21 protein-coding genes, 2 tRNA genes, 1 rRNA gene and 1 pseudogene are annotated in these 23,545 nt (G+C 58.4%); 18 read left to right on the forward strand and 7 right to left on the reverse strand.

Features of this window, described 5'->3' with window-relative positions:
* Positions 1-63: 63 nt before the first annotated feature.
* A complete protein-coding gene (gene gluQRS, locus AB4N91_RS01330) occupies positions 64-960 on the reverse strand; it encodes a tRNA glutamyl-Q(34) synthetase GluQRS (protein ID WP_145308748.1) in 897 nt (298 codons plus the stop codon).
* Positions 961-1,154: 194 nt separating this feature from the next.
* Positions 1,155-1,595 (reverse strand): RNA polymerase-binding protein DksA, encoded by a 441-nt coding sequence (gene dksA, locus AB4N91_RS01335; RefSeq protein WP_007902025.1) that lies wholly within the window; start codon positions 1,593-1,595, stop codon positions 1,155-1,157.
* A gap of 333 nt (positions 1,596-1,928) precedes the next feature.
* Between dksA and AB4N91_RS01340 the strand changes: the two genes are divergently transcribed.
* Positions 1,929-3,101, forward strand: coding sequence for a pyridoxal phosphate-dependent aminotransferase (locus AB4N91_RS01340; RefSeq protein ID WP_010467611.1), 1,173 nt, complete (start codon positions 1,929-1,931; stop codon positions 3,099-3,101).
* Positions 3,101-3,814 (forward strand): DNA/RNA nuclease SfsA, encoded by a 714-nt coding sequence (gene sfsA, locus AB4N91_RS01345; protein WP_010467613.1) that lies wholly within the window; start codon positions 3,101-3,103, stop codon positions 3,812-3,814. Before AB4N91_RS01340 ends, sfsA begins: the two co-directional genes overlap by 1 nt.
* Here the strand turns inward: sfsA and AB4N91_RS01350 are convergent.
* Positions 3,811-4,128, reverse strand: a complete 318-nt coding sequence (locus AB4N91_RS01350) for a Rieske (2Fe-2S) protein (RefSeq protein ID WP_102595139.1) — start codon at positions 4,126-4,128, stop codon at positions 3,811-3,813. The two genes, sfsA and AB4N91_RS01350, sit on opposite strands and share 4 nt — an antisense overlap.
* Before the next feature lie 166 nt (positions 4,129-4,294).
* On the opposite strand from AB4N91_RS01350, the gene AB4N91_RS01355 reads away from it, so the two are divergent.
* From AB4N91_RS01355 to AB4N91_RS01370, 4 genes are read left to right on the forward strand one after another with little or no spacing between them, the layout of a single operon-like run.
* Entirely contained in the window at positions 4,295-5,167 is an 873-nt protein-coding gene (locus tag AB4N91_RS01355; RefSeq protein ID WP_460112038.1) for a heme/hemin ABC transporter substrate-binding protein, read from the forward strand.
* A complete protein-coding gene (locus AB4N91_RS01360) occupies positions 5,164-6,201 on the forward strand; it encodes a FecCD family ABC transporter permease (protein ID WP_077750436.1) in 1,038 nt (345 codons plus the stop codon). Before AB4N91_RS01355 ends, AB4N91_RS01360 begins: the two co-directional genes overlap by 4 nt.
* Positions 6,201-6,968, forward strand: coding sequence for a heme ABC transporter ATP-binding protein (locus tag AB4N91_RS01365; protein WP_010467621.1), 768 nt, complete (start codon positions 6,201-6,203; stop codon positions 6,966-6,968). Before AB4N91_RS01360 ends, AB4N91_RS01365 begins: the two co-directional genes overlap by 1 nt.
* A 19-nt stretch (positions 6,969-6,987) precedes the next feature.
* Entirely contained in the window at positions 6,988-7,839 is an 852-nt protein-coding gene (locus AB4N91_RS01370) for a ChaN family lipoprotein (RefSeq protein WP_460112039.1), read from the forward strand.
* A gap of 265 nt (positions 7,840-8,104) precedes the next feature.
* Here AB4N91_RS01370 and AB4N91_RS01375 read toward each other — a convergent pair whose 3' ends face one another.
* The 3 genes from AB4N91_RS01375 to AB4N91_RS01385 form a co-directional block, all read right to left on the reverse strand.
* Positions 8,105-8,377 carry a TfoX/Sxy family protein gene (locus AB4N91_RS01375; protein WP_010467623.1) on the reverse strand — a complete coding sequence of 91 codons (273 nt, stop codon included), beginning with the start codon at positions 8,375-8,377 and terminating at the stop codon, positions 8,105-8,107.
* 243 nt (positions 8,378-8,620) lie between these two features.
* On the reverse strand, positions 8,621-8,965 hold the full coding sequence (locus tag AB4N91_RS01380; RefSeq protein WP_460112041.1) for a pentapeptide repeat-containing protein: 345 nt from the start codon (positions 8,963-8,965) through the stop codon (positions 8,621-8,623).
* Positions 8,966-9,055: 90 nt separating this feature from the next.
* Positions 9,056-10,612, reverse strand: coding sequence for a bifunctional aminoglycoside phosphotransferase/ATP-binding protein (locus tag AB4N91_RS01385; RefSeq protein WP_314641111.1), 1,557 nt, complete (start codon positions 10,610-10,612; stop codon positions 9,056-9,058).
* Between the two features lie 118 nt (positions 10,613-10,730).
* On the opposite strand from AB4N91_RS01385, the gene mrcB reads away from it, so the two are divergent.
* Genes mrcB through AB4N91_RS01400 form a run of 3 tightly spaced genes read left to right on the forward strand, consistent with a single transcriptional unit; the run spans position 10,731 to position 14,141 of the window.
* Positions 10,731-13,055 carry a penicillin-binding protein 1B gene (mrcB, locus tag AB4N91_RS01390; protein WP_077750439.1) on the forward strand — a complete coding sequence of 775 codons (2,325 nt, stop codon included), beginning with the start codon at positions 10,731-10,733 and terminating at the stop codon, positions 13,053-13,055.
* A 16-nt stretch (positions 13,056-13,071) separates the two neighbouring features.
* Positions 13,072-13,806: a hypothetical protein gene (locus AB4N91_RS01395; protein WP_010467627.1), complete on the forward strand. Its 735-nt coding sequence runs from the start codon at positions 13,072-13,074 to the stop codon at positions 13,804-13,806.
* Positions 13,806-14,141: a YqcC family protein gene (locus tag AB4N91_RS01400; RefSeq protein WP_010467628.1), complete on the forward strand. Its 336-nt coding sequence runs from the start codon at positions 13,806-13,808 to the stop codon at positions 14,139-14,141. The genes AB4N91_RS01395 and AB4N91_RS01400 overlap by 1 nt, the downstream gene beginning before the upstream one ends.
* A gap of 18 nt (positions 14,142-14,159) precedes the next feature.
* Here the strand turns inward: AB4N91_RS01400 and AB4N91_RS01405 are convergent, their stop codons facing one another.
* Positions 14,160-14,573, reverse strand: coding sequence for a DUF4124 domain-containing protein (locus tag AB4N91_RS01405; protein ID WP_169858188.1), 414 nt, complete (start codon positions 14,571-14,573; stop codon positions 14,160-14,162).
* 399 nt (positions 14,574-14,972) lie between these two features.
* Here AB4N91_RS01405 and AB4N91_RS01410 point away from each other — a divergent pair, with 399 nt between their 5' ends.
* The 9 genes and pseudogenes from AB4N91_RS01410 to AB4N91_RS01450 all read left to right on the forward strand — a co-directional run bounded on the left by AB4N91_RS01410 (position 14,973) and on the right by AB4N91_RS01450 (position 23,302).
* Positions 14,973-16,697, forward strand: coding sequence for an acetolactate synthase 3 large subunit (locus AB4N91_RS01410; RefSeq protein WP_010467631.1), 1,725 nt, complete (start codon positions 14,973-14,975; stop codon positions 16,695-16,697).
* A 2-nt stretch (positions 16,698-16,699) separates the two neighbouring features.
* A complete protein-coding gene (ilvN, locus tag AB4N91_RS01415) occupies positions 16,700-17,191 on the forward strand; it encodes an acetolactate synthase small subunit (RefSeq protein WP_003205610.1) in 492 nt (163 codons plus the stop codon).
* A gap of 48 nt (positions 17,192-17,239) precedes the next feature.
* A complete protein-coding gene (gene ilvC, locus AB4N91_RS01420; RefSeq protein ID WP_007948647.1) occupies positions 17,240-18,256 on the forward strand; it encodes a ketol-acid reductoisomerase in 1,017 nt (338 codons plus the stop codon).
* Between the two features lie 145 nt (positions 18,257-18,401).
* On the forward strand, positions 18,402-19,259 hold the full coding sequence (gene pssA / locus AB4N91_RS01425) for a CDP-diacylglycerol--serine O-phosphatidyltransferase (RefSeq protein ID WP_010467638.1): 858 nt from the start codon (positions 18,402-18,404) through the stop codon (positions 19,257-19,259).
* Between the two features lie 63 nt (positions 19,260-19,322).
* Positions 19,323-20,327 (forward strand): annotated as a pseudogene (gene msrP / locus AB4N91_RS01430) (protein-methionine-sulfoxide reductase catalytic subunit MsrP); the annotation flags it as partial.
* A 9-nt stretch (positions 20,328-20,336) separates the two neighbouring features.
* A complete protein-coding gene (msrQ, locus tag AB4N91_RS01435; protein WP_010467642.1) occupies positions 20,337-20,957 on the forward strand; it encodes a protein-methionine-sulfoxide reductase heme-binding subunit MsrQ in 621 nt (206 codons plus the stop codon).
* A 544-nt stretch (positions 20,958-21,501) separates the two neighbouring features.
* Positions 21,502-23,040, forward strand: a 16S ribosomal RNA gene (locus AB4N91_RS01440).
* 82 nt (positions 23,041-23,122) lie between these two features.
* Positions 23,123-23,199 (forward strand) — tRNA-Ile (locus AB4N91_RS01445).
* Between the two features lie 27 nt (positions 23,200-23,226).
* Positions 23,227-23,302 (forward strand) — tRNA-Ala (locus AB4N91_RS01450).
* Positions 23,303-23,545 lie beyond the last annotated feature (243 nt).

The raw sequence follows: 23,545 nt of genomic DNA on the forward strand, positions 1-23,545 counted from the left end.
TTTATGCGCGTGCCCGAAAACGTGCGGCGATGGTAACGGATGGGCGCGCCACTGCAAGTGTGATCACTGTAGTTGCGCTTCGGGCAGGGTCAGTGTGCGCGGGATTAATAGCGCATCCCAGTGGGCGATGCCCCAATCCAGCACTTCCCGGGGGGTGGCGTAAACCAGTTCAGCACCGGGGTTTTGCCCCAATGCGCGCAACGCACGCAGCAACAGAGGGGTTGCCTGATCTTCGGTCAATGGCGGTGAGCGGTAGGACTTGCCGAGTTTATTGCCATCGGGCTGGGTAATCAGCGGGATGTGCAGATAACGCGGTTGTGGCAGGCCGAGCAGTTCTTGCAGGTAAAGCTGGCGCGGCGTGGAGTCGAGCAGGTCAGCGCCACGGACGATATCGGTGATGCCTTGCCAGGCGTCGTCCAGCACTACCGCCAGTTGATAGGCGTAGAGCCCGTCGCGGCGGCGGATCACGAAATCGCCGACGTCCCGGCCCAGGTGCTGGCGATATTCGCCTTGCACCCTGTCGATGAAGTGGTATTCCAGTTCGGGAACGCGCAAGCGAATCGCGGCATCTTCGGTGCCATGGCCGGCGTTGCGGCACAGGCCCGGGTAAATGCCGTGATACGGCTCCAATTGCTTGCGCGAGCAGGTGCAGGCGTAAGCGAGGCCTTGATTGAACAGGCGATTGAGGACTAAGGCGTAGGCGTCATGCCGATCGCTCTGGCGGACCACTTCCCCGTCCCACTCGAAACCGTAGCTTTCCAGGGCTTTCAAGATGGCTGCCTGGGCGCCGGGTTCTTCCCGTGGTGGATCGAGGTCTTCCATGCGCATCAACCAGCGACCGCCCACCGCACGCGCGTCGAGGTACGAAGCCAGCGCTGCGACCAGCGAACCGAAATGCAGGTGGCCGCTGGGCGTGGGGGCGAAGCGGCCGATGTAGGTGGGGGAGGCAATGGCGGTCATAAGGCGGTGTCAGGCTGTCCAATCGTTTCGAGCATGGCTTGAAGCCGCCGTCGCGAGCAAGCTTCGCTCCTACAGAAGATCGTGCCAGCCTTTGTAGGCGCGAAGCTTGCTCGCGAAGGCAATGCCGAAGACGCAATAAATATCAGAAACAAAAACGGAGCGTTCGCACGCTCCGTTCTTCGTTCAAGGCGACATTACTTGCCGACTTGCTTTTCCTTGATTTCCGCCAGGGTCTTGCAGTCAACGCACATGTCGGCGGTAGGGCGGGCTTCCAGTCGCTTGACGCCGATCTCGACGCCGCAGGACTCGCACCAGCCATATTCTTCGTCTTCGATCAGCTGCAGCGTCTTGTCGATCTTCTTGATCAACTTGCGCTCGCGGTCGCGGGCACGCAGTTCAAGGCTGAACTCTTCTTCCTGGCTGGCACGGTCGGCCGGGTCAGGGAAGTTGGCCGCTTCGTCTTTCATGTGATCAACCGTGCGGTCGACTTCCTGCATCAAGTCCTGTTTCCACTTATTCAGGATCTTGGTGAAGTGAGCGCGCATGGGCTTGCCCATGTACTCCTCGCCCTTAACTTCTTTGTAGGGTTCGAAGCCGCTGATCGACTGGTTTTGCTGCTTTGCTTGGGTGGGCATGAAATGGACCGCCTCTACTCTTGTAATCCATTGCGCAGGATTGCTCCATCACCGACACCTGCCGGCCCTGCGGCTGCAAGCGGGCGAACTTACCAGATCAAATCGGGCCGCGCTACTCCCGGATGTCGAGGTAGTGGCCCAAAGGGCTTGCAAATGATCGCAAAGCCTTGTCTGGCGGCGATGGAGACCTGATCAATTATTGATTTTAGTCAAACCTGAGGTACACGCTTGAGTCGTTTACGGCCAAGTTATAACGCGTCTGACCGCTTTAGGTTCTCGCTCGTTCCAACGCTTGGGTAGAATCGATTTTTTTCTCCGTTGTAAGGAAGGCTAATGGCTCAGTCCTACAGTGCCCGCAGTCGCGCGATCGAACCTTTCCATGTCATGGCGCTGCTGGCGCGGGCCAATGAACTGCAAGCCGAGGGTCACGATGTGATCCACCTGGAAATCGGCGAGCCGGACTTCACCACCGCCGAGCCGATCATCCAGGCCGGCCAGGCAGCACTGACGGCGGGGAAGACCCGTTACACCGCTGCGCGCGGTATCCCCGAGTTGCGTGAGGCCATTTCGGGCTTTTATCAGCAGCGTTACGGGTTGAACATCGACCCGCAGCGAATCCTCATCACGCCTGGCGGTTCCGGCGCCTTGTTACTGGCCAGCGCCTTGCTCGTCGATCCGGGCAAACATTGGCTGCTGGCGGACCCGGGTTATCCCTGCAACCGGCATTTCCTGCGGTTGGTCGAAGGCGCCGCGCAACTGGTGCCGGTCGGCCCGGACGTTCGCTATCAGCTGACGCCGGACCTGGTGGCGCGCCATTGGGATCAAGACAGCGTCGGCGCCTTGGTGGCCTCACCCGCCAACCCGACCGGGACCATCCTGACCCGTGACGAACTGGCGGGCTTGTCGGTTGCGATCAAGGAGCGACACGGTCATCTGGTGGTGGACGAGATCTACCATGGCCTGACGTATGGCACCGATGCCGCCAGTGTGCTGGAAGTCGATGACAGCGCCTTCGTCCTTAATAGTTTTTCCAAGTATTTCGGCATGACCGGATGGCGGCTGGGATGGCTGGTCGCCCCTGAAGCGGCAGTCGGCGAGCTGGAAAAACTTGCGCAAAATCTCTACATCAGCGCCCCGAGCATGGCCCAGCACGCCGCACTGGCCTGCTTCGAGCCGGCCACGATCAGCATTCTGGAAGAGCGTCGTGCCGAATTCGGTCGTCGACGGGATTTCCTGTTGCCGGCCCTAAGAGAACTGGGCTTCGGGATCGCCGTCGAGCCGGAAGGCGCGTTTTATTTGTACGCCGATATCAGCAAGTTCGGCGGCGATGCCTTCGCATTCTGCCGACATTTCCTCGAAACCGAGCATGTTGCAATTACCCCGGGCCTGGACTTTGGACGTTATCAGGCCGGGCACCATGTGCGTTTTGCCTACACCCAAAGCCTGCCGCGCCTGGAAGAAGCGGTCGAGCGGATCGCACGTGGATTGCGGAGCTGGCAAGGCTGATGCGTTTTCATCCTCCCCTCGAAGAAGGTCGCCTGATCCGTCGTTACAAGCGTTTTCTCGCCGATATCGAAACCGTTGGCGGCGAATTGCTGACAATTCACTGCCCGAACACCGGCTCGATGCTCAATTGCCAGGTGGAAGGTGGGCAGGTCTGGTTCAGCCGCTCCGACGACCCGAAGCGCAAATTGCCCGGCACTTGGGAAGTCGGCGAAACCCCGCAAGGCCGGTTGTTTTGCGTGAACACCGGGCGCGCCAACGGGTTGATCGAAGAGGCGTTGCGGGCGGGGGTGATTACCGAGCTGAACGGCTTTACCGAATTGAAACGCGAAGTGGCCTACGGACAGGAAAGCAGCCGCATCGATTTCCGTCTCGATTACCCGGGCGGGCCGGCGTATGTAGAGGTCAAAAGCGTGACCCTGGGCTTCGACGGTTCATCGGTGGCGGCATTTCCCGATGCAGTGACGCAACGGGGCGCCAAGCATTTGCGGGAACTGGCTCACTTGGCTCGGGACGGGATTCGCGCGGTGCAGTTGTATTGCGTCAACCTGACCGGCATTGAAGCGGTGCGTCCGGCAGAAGAGATCGATTCGGCCTACGCAGTGGCATTGCGAGAGGCGGTGGCATGCGGCGTCGAGGTAATGGCCTATGGCGTGCGATTGACCCATGAAGAGATGGTGGTCGATCGACGCCTGGAGGTGCTGCTGAACAGTTAAAGGTTGATCCAGATACCTTGTTCGTCTTCGCGGCAGGCAACGGGGGTGAGGGATTGTCCGGCGCACGGGCCGGCGACGCATTCGCCGTCTTCGATCAGGAACAGTGCGCCGTGGGTTGCACACTGGATCAGGCTGTTGCTGGGGTCGAGAAACTGATCGGGTTTCCATTCCAGCCCGACACCCCGGTGCGGGCAGCGATTGATGTAGACGTACACTTGGCCGCCCCGGCGCACAGCAAAAAGTTTCTGACTGTCGATGTCGAATCCGCGACTGCTGTTGTCAGCCAGTTCGGCACCTGTACAAATCAACTTCATGTCTATCCTCTGTTTCGGCGGCTCGTGACCGGATATGTCCGAGCTTGACGTTCAAATGCAAACAATTATCAAATGGCCGCTTCGCCCCGTCGGGTGCAGGTGCCGGATGCCGAGGATACTTGGCCTGTCATCTCGATGCCTGGGAAAACTTAAAAGGAAGCTGTTTATGCGCCTGAGTACCCGCGTTGTTGCGCTGTGTGTTGGACTCCTCGTCAGCCACCACGCCGCAGCGGCCGAGTTGCCACAGCGTTGGGTCAGTGCCGGTGGCGCCTTGTCGGAGTGGGTGAGCGCGCTGGGCGGTGAGTCAAAACTGGTCGGCGTCGATACCACCAGTCAGCATCCTGTCTCGTTGAAGGCGCTGCCGAGCATCGGTTATCAGCGGCAACTGTCGGCGGAGGGCATCTTGAGCTTACGCCCGCAGATCCTGGTCGGCACCGAAGAAATGGGGCCGCCGCCGGTGCTGTCGCAGGTTCGTAGCGCGGGCGTGCAGGTCGAACTGTTCTCGGCCCAGCCTGATCTGCCGACGCTGCAGGGCAATCTGGCGCATCTGGGCAAGTTGCTCGGTGCTGAAGACCGGGCTGCGCAATTGCTCCAGACCTACCAGCAGCAACTCGAACAGCAGAAGGTCCGGGTCACTCGCGCGCAGTTGAAGGAAAAATCGCCGGGCGTGCTGTTGCTGCTGGGCCATGCGGGCGGCAAGCCGCTTATCGCCGGCAAAGACACCGCCGCCGATTGGCTCATCCAAAAGGCCGGCGGGCACAATCTGGCCACGCACACTGGCTACAAACCCTTTTCCGTTGAGTCGCTGGTCAGTCTTGACCCCGACGTGCTGGTGTTTGCTGACCGAGCGATGACCGGCGATGCCGCGCGCGCGGCGTTGTTCAAGGAAAACCCGATTCTGTCCTCGACCCGTGCGGCCAGGGACGGGCGCGTCATGGAGCTCGATCCGACCTTGTTGGTAGGTGGATTGGGGCCTCGTTTGCCCGATGCGTTGAAAACGCTGTCTGATGGTTTCTTCCCAGGCAATGCGGCCCAATGACCGTTTTGGTTAAACCCCGTGCGTTGTTCATTGGCCTGAGCCTGCTGTGTTTAGTGGCGATCTGGCTGTCCTTGGCGCTGGGGCCGGTCAGCCTGCCTTTATTCGATACCCTACGTGCGGCGTTGCGCATGATCGGCCTGCCCATTACCCCTGATGGGCTGGAGCAGGCCGAGCTGATCCTCGGGCAAATACGCTTGCCTCGAACCTTGTTGGGCCTGGCAGTGGGCGGCGTACTGGCGTTGTCCGGCGTGGCGATGCAGGGATTGTTTCGTAACCCGCTGGCTGACCCGGGGTTGGTCGGGGTGTCCAGCGGTGCTGCGCTGGGAGCCGCTATCGCGATTGTCGGTGGTTCGGTGTTTGGTGGTCTGCCTGAATCGTTCGGGCCTTATCTGTTGTCGGTGTGCGCATTTCTCGGCGGGTTGGGTGTGACGGCGTTGGTGTATCGGCTGGGGCGGCGCAACGGGCAGACGAACGTCGCGACCATGCTCCTGGCCGGTATTGCGTTAACGGCGCTGGCGGGGTCGGCGGTCGGTTTGTTCACCTATCTGGCCGACGACGCGACCTTGCGCACACTCACGTTCTGGAACCTGGGCAGCCTGAACGGCGCCAGCTATTCACGGCTCTGGCCGTTGCTGCTGGTGAGCGCCGGTGTGGCGCTCTGGTTGCCGCGCCGGGCCAAGGCCTTGAATGCGTTGCTGCTCGGCGAGTCGGAGGCCGGTCACCTGGGCATTGACGTCGAAGGGCTCAAGCGCGAATTGGTGTTTTGCACCGCGCTGGGGGTTGGCGCGGCCGTGGCGGCGGCGGGGATGATCGGGTTTGTCGGTCTGGTGGTGCCGCATCTGGTGCGCCTGCTGGCCGGTCCTGATCATCGGGTGTTGTTGCCGGCCTCGGTGCTGGCGGGTGCCAGTCTCCTGCTGTTTGCCGACCTGGTCGCACGGCTGGCCCTGGCGCCAGCAGAGTTGCCGATCGGAATTGTCACGGCCTTCATCGGTGCGCCGTTCTTTCTGTATTTACTGCTCAGAGGGCGTGCCTGATGTTGCGAACCCAGAGCCTGCAAATCCGTCGAGGCGCAAAAATCGTACTGACGGACATCACGCTTGAGCTCAGGCCGGGCGAAGTGCTCGGCGTGTTGGGCCCCAACGGCGCGGGCAAAAGCACCTTGCTCGGCGCCTTGTGCGGCGAGTTGAAGGCTGACCACGGCAGCGTCTGGCTCGATGAGCGCGAATTGAGCCATTGGACCGGCGCGCAGCGAGCCCAGCGACTGGCGGTCTTGCCGCAGGTGTCGACCCTGGACTTCGCCTTCCGTGTGGAAGAAGTGGTCGGCATGGGGCGTTTGCCTTATCAAAGCGGGCGGGTCCGGGATGACGAGATCGTCGCCGCCGCCTTGCACGCTGCCGATGCGGGACACCTGAGTGGCCGCAGCTATCTGGCGCTGTCCGGCGGCGAGCGGCAGCGGGTACACCTGGCGCGGGTACTGGCGCAGCTCTGGCCGGGGGAGGTGGGGCAGACGCTGTTGCTCGATGAACCAACTTCGATGCTCGACCCGCTGCACCAGCACACCACCCTGCAAGCAGTGCGCGAGTTCGCCGATCATGGCGCTGCGGTGCTGGTGATCCTGCATGATCTGAATCTCGCGGCGCGCTATTGTGATCGCCTGTTACTGCTCGAAGGTGGGCGGCCCGTGGCGCTGGACACCCCTGAGCACGTCTTGCGCCCGGAACCACTCAAAGCGGTGTTCGGGCTGGAAGTGCTGGTGCAGCGGCATCCGGAGCGTGGTCATCCGCTGATCATCGCCCGCTGAGAATGACATCGAGGTGAGCATGCGAGGAATTTTGCTACTGGCGGTCGTGTTGTTGAGTGCCTGCCAGCACGTTTCGGCACCGCCTCCGGTCGTCGGTGATATTCAGGACCTGCGCAGTGGCCAGATCCTGACACCCGCGGAATTGGTCGAACGGTTGGCCGTGCCGTCGCGGCTGATCGTCGGTGAGCAGCACGACAATTCGGGTCACCATCAACTGCAATTGTGGTTGCTACAGGCGTTGGGCGAACGTCGACCCCAAGGCAGTCTGTTGCTGGAAATGCTCACGCCGGATCAACAATCGCGCGTCGATGACATTCGCCGTGCCTCGACGCTACCCGCAGATCTTCCCGGCGCGTTGAACTGGCAGCCGGGGTGGGACTGGAATCTGTACGGGCCGATCGTGCGCTTTGTGCTGACTCAACCCTACCCGCTGTTGGCGGCCAATCTGGACACTCTTGAAGTCCGTACCGTTTATGCCAAGCCCCCGACATTAAACGGTCGGCTTTCCAATGCTCCGTCGGTCAAGGATGAGTTGCTGGCGCAGATCAACGACTCCCATTGCGGCTTGCTGCCCACCTCGCAGATGCCCGCGATGCTGGCGGTCCAGCAACAACGTGATCGTCGGATGGCCGAGCGCTTGTTGTCGGCACCGACGCCTTCGCTGCTGTTTGCCGGCGCTTACCACGCGCGCAAGGATGTTGGCGTGCCGATCCACGTCCTTGATCTTGGCGAGCCTGAAGCACCGACGGTGTTGATGCTGGCGGAGGAGGGGGGTGAGGTCACGTCGGCCATGGCTGATTACGTCTGGTACACGCCTGCCACGCCGGCTCAGGATTACTGCGCCCAAATGCGTAAGCAGTTCGGCAAGTAAACAGACGACTTTTCCACAGGCAAAAAAAGACCCGGCAAGAGCCGGGTCAAATAACCGTGATTAGCCTGATGAGGAGATATCTGAGAGTCCGAACCAAGGGCTTTTCAAATATCGACCAGCCTCGCGACCAGTTGTGATAATCATAGCGATTCTCATTACCAAGTCAACCGCTGTTTTTTTGATTTCTTTGCAATCCCCTTTTTCCTTGCGCGAAAGCCCGTAATCATTGCGCCTGAGTCGGTAATCCTGAGGCGAATCTGCCTGTTCAGTTCTTGTGACGGGATGAAATGGCTTCCAGTTGTTTGTTCAAGGCTTCTTTGCGATCAGCTGGAATGTCGTTCCAGTGCACGTCCATCAGCGCGCCTTCGATCGCATACAACAACACCTTGGACGCCCGGAACCCGCGCGTACGCACGGCCCGATAAGCATCCACCGCTCCCAGGCGGCGCAAGTCCGACGCGCTGTGGATGCCCACGGCATGCAGCCACTGTGCCGACGTCTTGCCAAGATTCTTCAGGTGTTGCAGTTCATCATTCATCAAGCCTCCTTGCGACGGCCGAACGGTGCGTGGGCGAGCCTCTCAGGAGTGTAGCCATCAGTAGGAAAAGCGTGATTGTTTGGTCGGTTTCGACGCAAAAGCTTCTAAGAGGAAGACTCAGATAGCTGCGTGAAGGTCTGCGGGAGCAGTCGGAGGAAGCGCGGAGGAATCAACTTTCCCGACAAAAAACCCAGCGCCCAGCGCGAAGCGGGGGCGCTGGACTTGTCAGGTAGAACGTCGTTTTTAGCGGGTGCGATAACGCAAGCGAGTACCGAAATTCATCGACATCAGGATCTCGTCAGCACTCAGCTCTGGTGGAAAGTAGGTGCCGGAGATCTGTGCGTGAGCCAGGCTCGCGCCTTCCAGGCAGGAGTTGCGGAAGTCGATACCACGCAAATCAGCGGAGCGGAAATAGGCATCGGTGAAATCGACGCCATCGGCGTTCAGCTCACGCAGGTCCAGACCACGAAAATCGCCGCCGACCATGTCGACAGAGGCATGACTGGCGCGCTCGGCATTAAAGCCTGCGATGTCGTCTTTGTGCAGCAAGGCATAAAGCGGGGTGTCGAGAAGTTTCGGCTGGCTCATGTCGCATCACCTGATGGTTTTATGACGCCAGTATAGTGCCACTATTTGGCAGCCGTGAAGCCGGCGATGGCTTCACGGCTGAAATAGTTTTTACAGACCCGGCATGCGCTGGCGAATCTGGGCAACAACGGTGTCGAGCGTCCCGCTTTCATTGGTCTGGACGCGTTTGCTGCACAGAATTTCTGCTGGCGTCAGGGGCTCACGGCTCGCCTGCTGGGCGGCGATAACGGCGAGGTTGGCGTCGGACGGATCCTTCTGGTCTGCCTGACGCAAGGCCAGCCAGCTCTCGATGACTGCTTGTGGTGCATTGCAATCGAGGATCAGGAACGGTGCCCCGGTGGCTTCGGCGATTTTCGCCGCGCCGTCGCGCTGAGCGCGCTTGAGGTATGTCGCATCGATGACCACCGGGAAACCGGCGTGCAGGATCACCGCGGCAATCTCATGCAGTCGGTTGTAGGTGGCGGCGCTCGCATCGGCACTATAAATGCCGGCCTGCGGGTCATTCGGTACGGTTTGCTCGCCGAACAAACGCTTGCGTTCAACATCCGAACGCAGGCGAATGGCGCCCAGCGCTTCCACCAGACGCATGGCGACGTGGCTTTTGCCGACAGCGGAAACGCCGTGGGTAATCGCCATGAACCGCGAAGGAATGGTGCTGTAGCTTTCTGCCAGGTTGGCGTAGTTGCGGTACTGACGCAGGGTGGTGGCGCGTTGCACCGGGTCGGCTTCGGCCGGCATGCTGAACAGGCTGACCTTGGCGCGAACCAGTGCGCGGTACGCTTTGTAGAAGTTCAGTAGCTCAAGGCCCTGATAGTCGCCGGTCAGTTCCAGGTACTGGCTGATGAAACGACGCGCCAGGCTTTTCAGGCCGCGATCTTCCAGGTCCATGGCCAGGAAACCGGTGTCGGCATAAACGTCGGTGAAGCGGAACGGTTCGTTGAACTCGATGCAGTCGAAGATCACGACCTTGCCATCGATCACGGTGGCGTTGCCCAGGTGGATGTCGCCGTGGCATTCGCGGATGAAGCCTTCAGCCTTGCGCTGGGCGAACAGCGGCTTCAGGCGTTCGAAGCTGCTTTCGGCCCAGGCTTGCAACGCATCAAGTTGCAGCAGATCGGCCTTGTCGCTGAGGAACGGGCGGATCTGTTCGAAGTTCTGGCGTACCGGTGCCATCACGCTGTCCGGGGTGCCGGCTTCGTGTTCGCCAGGCACTTTCGGTGCAGTGAGGTGGAATTGGGCGATCTGTGCGGCCATCTCGTCGATGTGCGCGGTGGTCAACTCACCATTGGCTTGCAGGGTGCTGAGCAACTGGCTTTGTGGGAATTGACGCATTTTCAGTGCGAAATCGACAACCGGACCTTCGCCGCCCAGTTGTGGCGCAGCTTCGCTGCCGGTGATCGGCAACACTTCCAGGTACAAATCGTGGGTCAGGCGCTGGTTGAGGCGCAGCTCTTCGCCGCAGAAATGTTCGCGAGCGTCGAGGCTGGTGAAGTCGAGGAAGCCGAAATTCACGGGCTTCTTCACTTTATAAGCAAAGGGACCGGTGAGGATGACCCAGGAGATATGGGTCTCGATGACCTGGAACCCATCGACAGGATGCGGGTAGAGGGCCGGGTTTTGCAGGGCGGCGATCAGGGACTGGCTCACAGGCGATCCTTCAGAGTCTGGGGAAAATTCACGGCCGCCATTATGGCTGCAAGTCCGTCTGACGCAAACCTCGGAGGGCTCCTGTTGAGTATGAATAAAGTGCGTATAATCCGCCGCCATGACTCGTACTCGATCCCCCCGTACCCCCAAAAAACCACCTTCCCGGGGCTTGAGCCCCTGGCTGGGCTGGGCCCTTAAACTCAGTCTGGTCGGCCTCGTGGTGCTCGCCGGGTTCGCGGTTTACCTCGACGCCGTGGTCCAGGAGAAGTTCTCCGGCAAGCGCTGGACCATCCCGGCCAAGGTGTATGCGCGCCCGCTGGAGCTGTTCACCGGCCAGAAGCTGAGCAAGGAAGACTTCCTTACCGAGCTCGACGCCTTGGGCTATCGCCGCGAAGCCGTGAGCAACGGCCCCGGCGCAGCGGCGGTCAACGGCAACACCGTCGACTTGAATACCCGTGGCTTCCAGTTCTATGAAGGCCTGGAAAAAGCTCAGCCGGTGCGCGTGCGTTTCTCCGGCGATTACGTGGCTGACCTTTCGGCGACCAACGGTTCGAAGCTTTCTGTCGTGCGTCTGGAGCCTCTGCTGATCGGCGGCATTTACCCGAAAAATCTTGAAGACCGCATTCTGATCAAAATCGATCAGGTCCCACCGTACCTGCTGGAAACCCTGGTCGCCGTGGAAGACCGGGATTTCTATAGCCACTGGGGCGTGTCGCCCAAGTCGATTGCCCGCGCCGTGTGGGTCAACACATCCGGCGGCAAGATGACCCAGGGCGGCAGTACGCTGACCCAGCAGTTGGTGAAGAATTTCTACCTGACCAGCGAACGCAGCCTGACCCGCAAACTCACCGAAGCCATGATGGCGATGCTGCTTGAGCTGCATTACGACAAACGGGAAATTCTTGAGGCGTACCTCAATGAAGTGTTCGTCGGTCAGGATGGGCAGCGCGCGGTGCACGGTTTCGGCCTGGCCAGCCAGTTCTTCTTCGGGCAGCCATTGTCCGAGCTGAAACTGCATCAAGTCGCCATGCTGGTGGGGATGGTCAAGGGGCCGTCCTATTACAATCCGCGTCGCAACCCGGAACGGGCGCTGGAGCGGCGCAATCTGGTGCTCGATGTGCTTGAGCAACAAGGCGTCGCCACCGCCGAGCAGGTCGCAGCGGCGAAGAATATGCCACTGGGCGTGACGACGCGCGGCAAGCTGGCGGACAGTTCATTCCCGGGCTTCCTCGACCTGGTTAAACGTCAGCTGCGCGAAGACTATCGCGACGAAGACTTGACCGAAGAAGGCCTGCGGATCTTCACCAGTTTCGACCCGATCCTGCAGATGAAAGCCGAAGCGTCGGTCAACGACACCTTTAAACGCTTGTCCGGACGCAAGGGTTCCGATGAGGTTGAGGCGGCGATGGTCGTGACCAACCCGGAAACCGGTGAAGTCCAGGCCATGATCGGCAGCCGTCAGGCAAGTTTCGCCGGCTTCAACCGGGCGCTGGATGCAGTGCGACCAATCGGTTCGTTGATCAAGCCTGCGGTTTATCTGACAGCCCTTGAGAAGCCGAGCCAGTACACGCTGACCAGTTGGCTGTCGGACGAATCCTTCTCGGTCAAAGGCGCGGACGGTCAGGTCTGGAAACCCCAGAATTACGATCGCCGTTCCCACGGTACGGTTTTCCTGTACCAAGGCCTGGCCCATTCCTACAACCTGTCAACGGCGCGCCTCGGGTTGGCGGTTGGCGTGCCGAATGTCCTGAAGACATTGGCGCGCCTGGGTGTCAGTCGCGAGTTCCCGGCGTTCCCTTCGATGTTGCTGGGGGCCGGTGGTCTGACTCCGATCGAAGTGGCGACCATGTATCAGACGCTGGCCAACGGCGGCTTCAATACGCCGATGCGCGGGATTCGTAGCGTATTGACCGCCGAAGGCGAGCCGCTCAAGCGTTATCCGTTCCAGATCGAGCAGCGTTTCGATCCGGCCTCCATCTACCTGATCCAGAGCGCCATGCAGCGAGTCATGCGTGAAGGTACCGGCAGTTCGGTTTACAACGTGCTGCCGAAAACCCTGACCCTGGCGGGTAAAACCGGTACCAGTAACGACTCGCGAGACAGCTGGTTCGCCGGTTTCAGCCAGGACTTGCTGGCGGTGGTGTGGCTGGGACGCGATGACAACGGCAAGACCCCGTTCACCGGTGCCACCGGTGCATTGCAGGTCTGGACCAGTTTCATGCGCAAGGCCGATCCATTGCCGCTGGACATGCCGCAACCGGACAATGTTGTTCAGGCCTGGGTCGATTCGCGGACCGGGCAAGGTTCCGACGGCAGCTGCCCAGGTGCCGTGCAGATGCCGTATATTCGCGGCAGCGAACCGCCTCCCGGCGCGGCTTGCGGTGGCGACAGTCCCGCATCCGGCGAAACGGTGATGGATTGGGTCAAGGGCTGGATGAATTAAGCAAAGAGGGTTTCAAGTGAACAAGTGGTTGATTCCAGCGGTTACCGCCGTGGCTTTGCTCAGCGGTTGTTCCTCCGTACAACGCGGTTCGATTCCGGTTGTGGACTCTGGCAGTGCTGTCTCCAACAGTGAGCGAGTGTCGGCAAATGGCGGATTCCGCAAGACGACGACTAAACGTCCTGTGCAAGCCCAGACTCAAGCGATCCCGCAAGGTGACACGGGTGTCGTCGTGATGGTGCCAGGTGGCGGCGCAGTGGCGTCGGCCCCGATCAGCACCGGTCCGATTACGCCTGGCCCGATTACCCCAGGGCCGATCGACACCTCGCCGGTACAGTCGGCACCGATCAATCAGGGCAGCTACAGCATGCCGTCGACGCCGAGCGGGATTCCTTCGGCGAGCTCCGGTGGATTGTCTGCCGATGAGCAACTGGACGGTCCGGTGCTGGCGCTGTTGACCACTGCTCAGCAGCAACAGGCCGGCGGCGATCTCAACGGTGCGTCCTCCAGCCTCGAGCGCGCCCAGCGAGTTGCACCGCGTGAGCCGCAAGTGCTTTATCGCCTGGCTCAGGTGCGCATGGCCCAAGGCGATGCGCCACAGGCTGAACAGTTCGCCCGTCGTGGCCTGACGTTCGCCAATGGTCGTCCGGCGCTTCAGGCCAGCCTGTGGGAACTGATCGCCCAGGCGCGTGAGAAACAGGGTGATTCCGCAGGTGCGGCACTGGCCCGTCAGAAGGCCAAGGTTGTGTCGTGATGGACGCACGCTTCCCCAAGATTGCCGAGCAACTGCTGTTGATCGAACGTGAGCTACGGGTTCAGGGTTGGTGGGATGACGTTTCGCCATCCGCTGAAGCGTTATCCAGCGTTGAACCGTTTTCGGTCGATACGCTCGATTTCGAGCAGTGGCTGCAATGGATCTTCCTGCCGAAGATGAAGGTCATCCTCGAACAGGATCTACCGCTGCCCAACGCATCGGGGATTCAGGAGATGGCCGAAATGGTCTTCGCCGCCCGCAATGTCCAAGGCAGGGACCGGCAGTTGCAGGTCTTGCTCAAAGAGTTCGATCTGCTGATCACCGCCTCTCGCTGAATCGGATACTGCCAGTGCCTACTGGCAGTTATCCGCAATCTGTTTCTGTGCTTCGGTAGTGCGCTCCTGACGTTGTTCATCGGTCAGGCGGCGCCTCTCACCGTCCACGTCCTCACGCAATCGCGGATTGTTCTGCAGCTGGGCCAGGTTCGTTCGCGCCTGCTCGCAGAATACCTTTAGCTGGGCTTGCTGCTCGGCAACCTGCTTTTTCACTGTGTTGTCGATGGCCTGTTGATCGCTAATCGCCGTGCTGCGCGTTGGTGCGGCGGGTTTGCCAGCAGGCGGGGAGGGCGTCACCACGGTGGTGGCCTCCTGGCCTTGAGGCGGTTGCGCGTCGAAGTGGGTAACGCCTTGGGCGTCGACCCATTTATAGATCTGAGCGGCCATACACAAAGGGCTGATCAGCAAAGTGACCATTAAGAACGTTCGCATGCCATTTCCTTGCCAGAGTTGCGCAATTGAAGCTAACACAGTTGCGGTTTAGCGGTTTTTTCTTGCTTTCTCATGTGCTTACTTCAATAAAGCACATAGACGGCTTGACTTGCAGAGGACGAAACAGAAGAATCCAAAGTCCGCTGTAGAGGGACTGCCAGAAGCAGACCCACTCAGCAGATCATGAGGCGCACATCCGCGCCGACCTGTTACACCCGCAACGCGTTACCTCGCGCTGGGTGGGAAAGGCCCGCAACACTTGGGACGATCCCAATACTTGCTCAGTCAGTGCTGACGTAGTCGGCGACCACCGTCGCTCATGCTCTGCTGAGAAGTAAACCTATTAAGACCCGTCCCCGTTTATGTGGGCGGTATTCTGGCGTTTTAGAGGTGAGCAACGTGGAGCTTTTATCTGGCGGTGAGATGCTCGTCCGCTTTTTGCGTGACGAAGGCGTTAAATATATCTATGGGTACCCAGGTGGTGCCGCATTGCATATCTACGACGCGCTGTTCAAAGAACCAGCCGTTCAACATATTCTCGTTCGTCATGAGCAGGCTGCCACTCACATGGCTGACGGCTATGCGCGCGCCACCGGCAAGGCAGGCGTTGTACTGGTGACCTCCGGTCCCGGTGCGACCAACGTCATTACCGGCATTGCTACCGCGTACATGGACTCGATTCCGATGGTGATCCTGACCGCCCAGGTGCCTAGCACCATGGTCGGGACCGATGCCTTCCAGGAAACCGATATGATCGGTATCTCCCGGCCGATCGTGAAACACAGTTTCATGATCAAGCATGCTTCGGAAATCCCGGAGATCATGAAAAAGGCTTTCTACCTCGCGCAATCGGGTCGTCCTGGTCCTGTCGTTGTCGACATTCCGAAAGACATGACCAACCCGGCCGAGAAGTTCGAATATATCTTCCCGAAAAAAGCCAAGCTGCGCTCCTACAGCCCAGCGGTTCGTGGCCATTCGGGCCAGATCCGCAAAGCGGTGGAAATGCTGTTGGCGGCCAAGCGGCCGATCATCTATGCCGGCGGCGGCGTCATTCTGGGCAACGGCTCCGCGCCATTGACCGAACTGGCGCAACTGCTGAACGTGCCGGTCACCAATACCTTGATGGGCCTCGGCGCCTATCCGGGCAGCGACCGTCAGTTCCTCGGCATGCTCGGTATGCACGGCAGCTACACCGCCAACCTGGCGATGCACCATGCGGACGTGATCATGGCCGTGGGCGCGCGTTTCGATGACCGTGTTATCAACGGTGCATCGAAGTTCTGCCCAAGCGCCAAGATCATCCACATCGACATCGACCCGGCTTCGATCTCCAAAACCATCAAGGCCGACGTTCCAATCGTAGGCCCGGTGGAAAGCGTACTGACCGAGATGGTCGCTACCTTCAAGGAAATCGGCGAGACCCCGAACAAGGACTCGGTGGCTGCCTGGTGGAAGCAGGTTGAAGAGTGGCGCGGTGATCGCGACATGTTCCCTTACAACAAAGGGGACGGCAGCATCATCAAGCCGCAAACCGTTATCGAAACCCTGCACGAAGTGACCAAGGGCGATGCCTACATTGCGTCCGACGTGGGTCAGCACCAGATGTTCGCGGCGCAATACTACCGCTTCAACAAGCCTAATCGCTGGATCAACTCCGGCGGCCTGGGCACGATGGGCTTCGGTTTCCCGGCAGCAATGGGCGTCAAGCTGAGCTTCCCGGAAGCCGATGTGGCTTGCGTGACCGGTGAAGGCAGCATCCAGATGAACATCCAGGAGCTGTCCACTTGCCTGCAACATGACCTGCCGGTGAAGATCATCCTGCTCAACAACGGCGTGCTCGGCATGGTCCGTCAGTGGCAGGACATGAGCTACGGCGCGCGTCACTCGCACTCCTACATGGAATCGTTGCCGGACTTCGTCAAGTTGGCTGAAGCCTACGGTCACGTCGGCATGCGCATCACGGACTTGAAGGATTTGAAGCCGATGATGGAGCAAGCCTTCGCGATGAAGGATCGTCTGGTGTTCATCGACATCAAGGTCGACGCAGCTGAACACGTCTACCCGATGCAGATCAAAGACGGCTCCATGCGCGATATGTGGCTGAGCAAGACGGAGCGTACTTAATCATGCGACATATTATTTCCCTGCTTCTGGAAAACGAACCCGGCGCTCTGTCTCGTGTAGTCGGCCTGTTCTCGCAGCGCAACTACAACATCGAAAGCCTGACCGTGGCCCCTACCGAAGACCCGACCTTGTCGCGTCTGACGCTGACCACTGTCGGCCACGATGAAATCATCGAGCAGATCACCAAAAACCTGAACAAGCTGATCGAAGTGGTCAAACTGGTCGACCTGTCGGAGAGCGCTCACATCGAGCGTGAACTGATGCTGGTCAAGGTCAAGGCTACCGGCGCCCAGCGCGCCGAGATCAAGCGCACCACCGATATTTACCGTGGACAGATCGTCGATGTCAGCGCCAGCGTTTATACCGTTCAATTGACCGGTACCAGCGACAAGCTCGACAGCTTCATTCAGTCCATTGGCACCGCCTCGATCCTGGAAACCGTCCGTAGCGGCGTAACCGGTATCGCTCGCGGCGACAAAGTACTCAGCATCTAAACCAAATTAGCGAACGGCCTGAACGGCCTGGATATATAGGGGAATTTCATGAAAGTTTATTACGAAAAAGACTGCGACCTGTCGATCATCCAGGGCAAGAAAGTTGCCATCATCGGTTACGGTTCCCAGGGCCACGCTCAGGCGTGCAACCTGAAAGACTCCGGCGTTGACGTGACTGTCGGTCTGCGCAAAGGTTCGGCCACTGTTGCCAAAGCCGAAGCTCACGGCCTGAAAGTGACCGACGTTGCTTCCGCTGTTGCAGCTGCCGACCTGGTCATGATCCTGACCCCGGACGAGTTCCAGTCTGCCCTGTACAAAAACGAAATCGAGCCGAACATCAAGAAAGGCGCCACCCTGGCCTTCTCCCACGGCTTCGCGATCCACTACAACCAGGTTGTTCCGCGTGCTGACCTCGACGTGATCATGATCGCGCCGAAAGCACCGGGCCACACCGTGCGTTCCGAGTTCGTCAAAGGCGGCGGTATCCCTGACCTGATCGCTATCTATCAGGATGCTTCGGGCAACGCCAAAAACGTTGCACTGTCCTACGCCGCAGGCGTCGGTGGCGGTCGTACCGGCATCATCGAAACCACCTTCAAGGACGAGACCGAAACCGACCTGTTCGGCGAACAAGCCGTTCTGTGCGGCGGTACCGTTGAGCTGGTCAAAGCCGGTTTCGAAACCCTGGTTGAAGCTGGCTACGCGCCGGAAATGGCCTACTTCGAATGCCTGCACGAACTGAAGCTGATCGTTGACCTCATGTACGAAGGCGGTATCGCCAACATGAACTACTCGATCTCCAACAATGCTGAATACGGCGAGTACGTGACGGGTCCGGAAGTGATCAACGCCGAGTCCCGTCAGGCTATGCGCAACGCCCTGAAACGTATTCAGGACGGCGAATACGCCAAGATGTTCATCAGCGAAGGCGCGACCGGCTATCCTTCGATGACCGCCAAGCGTCGTAACAACGCCGCTCACGGTATCGAAATCATCGGCGAGCAACTGCGCTCCATGATGCCGTGGATCGGTGCCAACAAGATCGTCGACAAAGCTAAAAACTAAGTCGCGCACTTGTACGAAAAACGCGGCTTAGGCCGCGTTTTTTCGTTTGGGCTGAAAGGTTCTGGTATAAAGCTGCATCGTTTGCGGCCGAACCGTCGTCCCAGACACCTGTCGAAACTTTCCACCCCGTTGCAAGGTAATGTCCATGAGCGAACGTCCCGAAGAGCCAAACAAGGCTTCTGACGCCGAAAGCCTGCTGCCCATCGATGAACACATCGAGGAAGGGCATGACGCTGAAGGTCGTAAAGTCCGGCATCGTGGTATCTATCTTCTGCCGAATCTGTTCACCACCGCGAACCTGTTCGCAGGGTTTTATTCCATCATCAGCTCGATGAGCGCCCAGAGTGCGTTGAGTGCCGGTGATTCGATTGGCGCGAGCAAGTATTTTGCGTTTGCCGCGATTGCGATTTTCGTCGCCATGGTGCTCGACGGCCTTGATGGTCGCGTTGCCCGCATGACCAATACCCAGAGTGCCTTCGGCGCCGAGTACGATTCGCTGTCGGACATGGTCGCCTTTGGTGTCGCGCCGGCGTTGCTGGCGTTTGGCTGGGCGTTGGGCGACATGGGCAAGGTCGGCTGGATGGTTGCCTTCATCTATGTCGCGGGTGCAGCGTTGCGCCTGGCACGCTTCAATACGCAAGTCGGCACCGCGGATAAACGCTACTTCATCGGTCTGGCCAGTCCGGCTGCGGCGGGTGTTGTCGCGGGGATTGTCTGGGCGTTCAGTGACTACGGCATTCAGGGTTCCAAGATGTCGTTCCTGGTTGCGCTGATGGTGGCCGCCGCCGGCATGCTGATGGTCAGCAATATCAAGTACAACAGCTTCAAGGAGCTGGACTTGAAGGGGCGAGTGCCCTTTGTCGCGATCCTCGCGGTAGTCCTGGTGTTTGCCGTGGTCTTCAGTGATCCGCCGCGCATTCTACTGCTGGTTTTCCTCGCTTACGCGGCGTCTGGTCCGGTGCAATACCTGTTGCATCTTCGTCGGCACAAAAACGCCGAGTGATGTAATTTCCCTCATACTCCGCAGTCTATTGGTGCATCTGTCCTCCAATGCTGCGGAGTTGCCATGCTGATCAAAGTCCCCAAAGCGTCTGACTGTCACGAGTCGGACGTCACGCCTGAATCCTTCTATCTTTCTCGACGCAATCTACTGGGTGCAGCCGTTGCCGGTCTGGCCGTGAGCAGTCTGCCGCGCTGGGCCAGTGCTGACGAAGCCGCTCGTTACGCAGATGTCGAACCAGGCAAGGCGCCTTCCTGGTTTGCCGAAAAGCTTCCTGCTACTAAATGGGGGGCAGTCAACGTCAAGGATGAGGCGATCACGCCATTCAAGGATGCGACCCACTACAACAACTTCTACGAGTTCGGCACTGATAAAGGTGACCCTGCCGCCAATGCCGGTTCGCTGAAGACTGAGCCTTGGACCGTGGTGGTGGATGGAGAGGTAGGTAAGCCGGGTCGGTATGCGCTGGAAGACTTCATGAAGCCCTATCAGCTGGAGGAGCGTATTTATCGTCTTCGCTGTGTTGAGGCCTGGTCGATGGTTATTCCCTGGATTGGTTTTCCTCTTTCGGCGTTGCTGAAGCAAGTCGAGCCGACATCGAAGGCCAAGTTCATCCGCTTTGAAACGCTGCAAGATCCCAAGAGCATGCCTGGGCAGCGCTCTGGTTTTGCCTTGATCGAGTGGCCCTATGTAGAGGGTTTGCGCCTGGATGAGGCGATGAATCCATTGGCCATTCTTGCGGTGGGCATGTATGGGCGTGAACTGCCGAATCAGAACGGGGCGCCTCTGCGTTTGGTGGTGCCCTGGAAGTATGGCTTCAAGAGCGTCAAATCCATCGTGCGGATCAGTCTGGTCAGCGAACAGCCGAAAACCACCTGGCAGAGCATTGCCGCGGATGAATACGGCTTTTACGCCAACGTGAACCCTACAGTCGATCACCCGCGCTGGACTCAGGCTCGTGAGCGTCGTTTGCCGAGCGGCCTGTTCAAGCCCAATGTTCGGGACACACAGATGTTCAACGGCTACTCGGATGAAGTCGCTTCTCTCTATACAGGGCTCGATCTGCGGGAAGAACTACTGATGCGTTATCCGTTTTGGCGAATTGGCGTCTTTATAGCGGCGGCGGTCTGGCCGCTGCTTTGGTTGTATCAGGCCTGGCAGGATGTGTTGGGGCCCGATCCGGGCAAGGTCCTGGTTGATCGGCTGGGGCTGGGGACGCTTATCCTGCTGCTAATAACGTTAAGCATGACGCCTCTGCAGAAACTCACCGGTTGGGCGGGGTGGATCGCTGTGCGCCGGCAGCTGGGGTTGTGGTGTTTCGCTTATGTGGTTCTGCATCTGAGCGGCTACACGGCGTTTATTCTTGGATTTGATTGGTCGCAGCTGGGTGTCGAGTTGCGCAAACGGCCGTACATCATTGTCGGGACGTTGGGTTTTCTCTGTTTATTGGCATTGGCGATGACTTCTAATCGTTACAGTCAGCGCCGGCTGGGTGTTCGTTGGAAGAAGCTGCATCGGCTGGTGTATGTCATTCTCGGGCTTGGATTGCTGCATATGTTGTGGATCGTTCGTGCCGATCTCAAGGAATGGGCGATCTATGCTTCTATAGGTGCGCTGTTATTAGTGTTGCGCATTCCGCCTGTGGCCCGTCGAATCCCGCGTTTAATAGCCAAAAAAGCGCCTTCTGCAAGAAAAGCATAAATAGGTGTTGACGGCAGATTCTGGAAGTCTATAATTCGCCCCACTTCCGGCGCAGTCGAAACGGAAAACTCTTTGGTAAACAAAGAGTTACGCAGTTTTCGACAGCGAGTTGCTTCAGGTCATCGAAGTCCAGAAGGAGTTGATCAGGCGGGGTTGTTTGGCTTGATTGACGGTTCGATCTTCTCGGTCGAAAGCGGAGAAAAAGAGGTGTTGACAGCAGCGAGTAACGCTGTAGAATTCGCCTCCCGCTAACGAGAGATCGGAAGCGCAAGTGGTTGAAGTTGCAAAGGAAACTTTGAAAACTTCTGAAAATAACCGCTTGACAGCAACAGAGGCTGCTGTAGAATGCGCGCCTCGGTTGAGACGAAAGATCTTAACCAACCGCTCTTTAACAACTGAATCAAGCAATTCGTGTGGGTGCTTGTGGAGTCAGACTGATAGTCAACAAGATTATCAGCATCACAAGTTACTCCGCGAGAAATCAAAGATGTAACCAACGATTGCTGAGCCAAGTTTAGGGTTTCTTAAAAACCCAAAGATGTTTGAACTGAAGAGTTTGATCATGGCTCAGATTGAACGCTGGCGGCAGGCCTAACACATGCAAGTCGAGCGGCAGCACGGGTACTTGTACCTGGTGGCGAGCGGCGGACGGGTGAGTAATGCCTAGGAATCTGCCTGGTAGTGGGGGATAACGCTCGGAAACGGACGCTAATACCGCATACGTCCTACGGGAGAAAGCAGGGGACCTTCGGGCCTTGCGCTATCAGATGAGCCTAGGTCGGATTAGCTAGTTGGTGAGGTAATGGCTCACCAAGGCGACGATCCGTAACTGGTCTGAGAGGATGATCAGTCACACTGGAACTGAGACACGGTCCAGACTCCTACGGGAGGCAGCAGTGGGGAATATTGGACAATGGGCGAAAGCCTGATCCAGCCATGCCGCGTGTGTGAAGAAGGTCTTCGGATTGTAAAGCACTTTAAGTTGGGAGGAAGGGCAGTTACCTAATACGTATCTGTTTTGACGTTACCGACAGAATAAGCACCGGCTAACTCTGTGCCAGCAGCCGCGGTAATACAGAGGGTGCAAGCGTTAATCGGAATTACTGGGCGTAAAGCGCGCGTAGGTGGTTTGTTAAGTTGGATGTGAAATCCCCGGGCTCAACCTGGGAACTGCATTCAAAACTGACAAGCTAGAGTATGGTAGAGGGTGGTGGAATTTCCTGTGTAGCGGTGAAATGCGTAGATATAGGAAGGAACACCAGTGGCGAAGGCGACCACCTGGACTGATACTGACACTGAGGTGCGAAAGCGTGGGGAGCAAACAGGATTAGATACCCTGGTAGTCCACGCCGTAAACGATGTCAACTAGCCGTTGGGAGCCTTGAGCTCTTAGTGGCGCAGCTAACGCATTAAGTTGACCGCCTGGGGAGTACGGCCGCAAGGTTAAAACTCAAATGAATTGACGGGGGCCCGCACAAGCGGTGGAGCATGTGGTTTAATTCGAAGCAACGCGAAGAACCTTACCAGGCCTTGACATCCAATGAACTTTCCAGAGATGGATTGGTGCCTTCGGGAACATTGAGACAGGTGCTGCATGGCTGTCGTCAGCTCGTGTCGTGAGATGTTGGGTTAAGTCCCGTAACGAGCGCAACCCTTGTCCTTAGTTACCAGCACGTAATGGTGGGCACTCTAAGGAGACTGCCGGTGACAAACCGGAGGAAGGTGGGGATGACGTCAAGTCATCATGGCCCTTACGGCCTGGGCTACACACGTGCTACAATGGTCGGTACAGAGGGTTGCCAAGCCGCGAGGTGGAGCTAATCCCAGAAAACCGATCGTAGTCCGGATCGCAGTCTGCAACTCGACTGCGTGAAGTCGGAATCGCTAGTAATCGCGAATCAGAATGTCGCGGTGAATACGTTCCCGGGCCTTGTACACACCGCCCGTCACACCATGGGAGTGGGTTGCACCAGAAGTAGCTAGTCTAACCTTCGGGAGGACGGTTACCACGGTGTGATTCATGACTGGGGTGAAGTCGTAACAAGGTAGCCGTAGGGGAACCTGCGGCTGGATCACCTCCTTAATCGACGACATCAGCTGCTCCATAAGTTCCCACACGAATTGCTTGATTCATTGAAGAAGACGATAAGAAGCAGCCCGAAATTGGGTCTGTAGCTCAGTTGGTTAGAGCGCACCCCTGATAAGGGTGAGGTCGGCAGTTCGAATCTGCCCAGACCCACCAATTTTGTGTGGGAACCTGTAGAAATACGGGGCCATAGCTCAGCTGGGAGAGCGCCTGCCTTGCACGCAGGAGGTCAACGGTTCGATCCCGTTTGGCTCCACCACTACTGCTTCTGTTTGTTGAAAGCTTAGAAATGAGCATTCCATTGTGATGATGGTGAATGTTGATTTCTAGTCTTTGGCTAGATCGTTCTTTAAAAATTTGGGTATGTGATAGAAAGATAGACTGAACGTTACTTTCACTGGTAACGGATCAGGCTAAGGTAAAATTTGTGAGTTGCTCTTAATTGAGTATTATCGAATTTTCGGCGAATGTCGTCTTCACAGTATAACCAGATTGCTTGGGG

The organism is Pseudomonas sp. H3_D04, from assembly GCF_054669175.1.

Excerpts from the sequence above, each read along its gene's own strand:
- gluQRS (WP_145308748.1), bottom strand. The coding sequence starts at position 960 with ATGACCGCCATTGCCTCCCCCACCTACATCGGCCGCTTCGCCCCCACG.
- dksA (WP_007902025.1), bottom strand. The coding sequence starts at position 1,595 with ATGCCCACCCAAGCAAAGCAGCAAAACCAGTCGATCAGCGGCTTCGAA.
- AB4N91_RS01340 (WP_010467611.1), top strand. The coding sequence starts at position 1,929 with ATGGCTCAGTCCTACAGTGCCCGCAGTCGCGCGATCGAACCTTTCCAT.
- sfsA (WP_010467613.1), top strand. The coding sequence starts at position 3,101 with ATGCGTTTTCATCCTCCCCTCGAAGAAGGTCGCCTGATCCGTCGTTAC.
- AB4N91_RS01350 (WP_102595139.1), bottom strand. The coding sequence starts at position 4,128 with ATGAAGTTGATTTGTACAGGTGCCGAACTGGCTGACAACAGCAGTCGC.
- AB4N91_RS01355 (WP_460112038.1), top strand. The coding sequence starts at position 4,295 with ATGCGCCTGAGTACCCGCGTTGTTGCGCTGTGTGTTGGACTCCTCGTC.
- AB4N91_RS01360 (WP_077750436.1), top strand. The coding sequence starts at position 5,164 with ATGACCGTTTTGGTTAAACCCCGTGCGTTGTTCATTGGCCTGAGCCTG.
- AB4N91_RS01365 (WP_010467621.1), top strand. The coding sequence starts at position 6,201 with ATGTTGCGAACCCAGAGCCTGCAAATCCGTCGAGGCGCAAAAATCGTA.
- AB4N91_RS01370 (WP_460112039.1), top strand. The coding sequence starts at position 6,988 with ATGCGAGGAATTTTGCTACTGGCGGTCGTGTTGTTGAGTGCCTGCCAG.
- AB4N91_RS01375 (WP_010467623.1), bottom strand. The coding sequence starts at position 8,377 with ATGAATGATGAACTGCAACACCTGAAGAATCTTGGCAAGACGTCGGCA.
- AB4N91_RS01380 (WP_460112041.1), bottom strand. The coding sequence starts at position 8,965 with ATGAGCCAGCCGAAACTTCTCGACACCCCGCTTTATGCCTTGCTGCAC.
- mrcB (WP_077750439.1), top strand. The coding sequence starts at position 10,731 with ATGACTCGTACTCGATCCCCCCGTACCCCCAAAAAACCACCTTCCCGG.
- AB4N91_RS01400 (WP_010467628.1), top strand. The coding sequence starts at position 13,806 with ATGGACGCACGCTTCCCCAAGATTGCCGAGCAACTGCTGTTGATCGAA.
- AB4N91_RS01405 (WP_169858188.1), bottom strand. The coding sequence starts at position 14,573 with ATGCGAACGTTCTTAATGGTCACTTTGCTGATCAGCCCTTTGTGTATG.
- ilvN (WP_003205610.1), top strand. The coding sequence starts at position 16,700 with ATGCGACATATTATTTCCCTGCTTCTGGAAAACGAACCCGGCGCTCTG.
- ilvC (WP_007948647.1), top strand. The coding sequence starts at position 17,240 with ATGAAAGTTTATTACGAAAAAGACTGCGACCTGTCGATCATCCAGGGC.
- pssA (WP_010467638.1), top strand. The coding sequence starts at position 18,402 with ATGAGCGAACGTCCCGAAGAGCCAAACAAGGCTTCTGACGCCGAAAGC.
- msrQ (WP_010467642.1), top strand. The coding sequence starts at position 20,337 with ATGCGTTATCCGTTTTGGCGAATTGGCGTCTTTATAGCGGCGGCGGTC.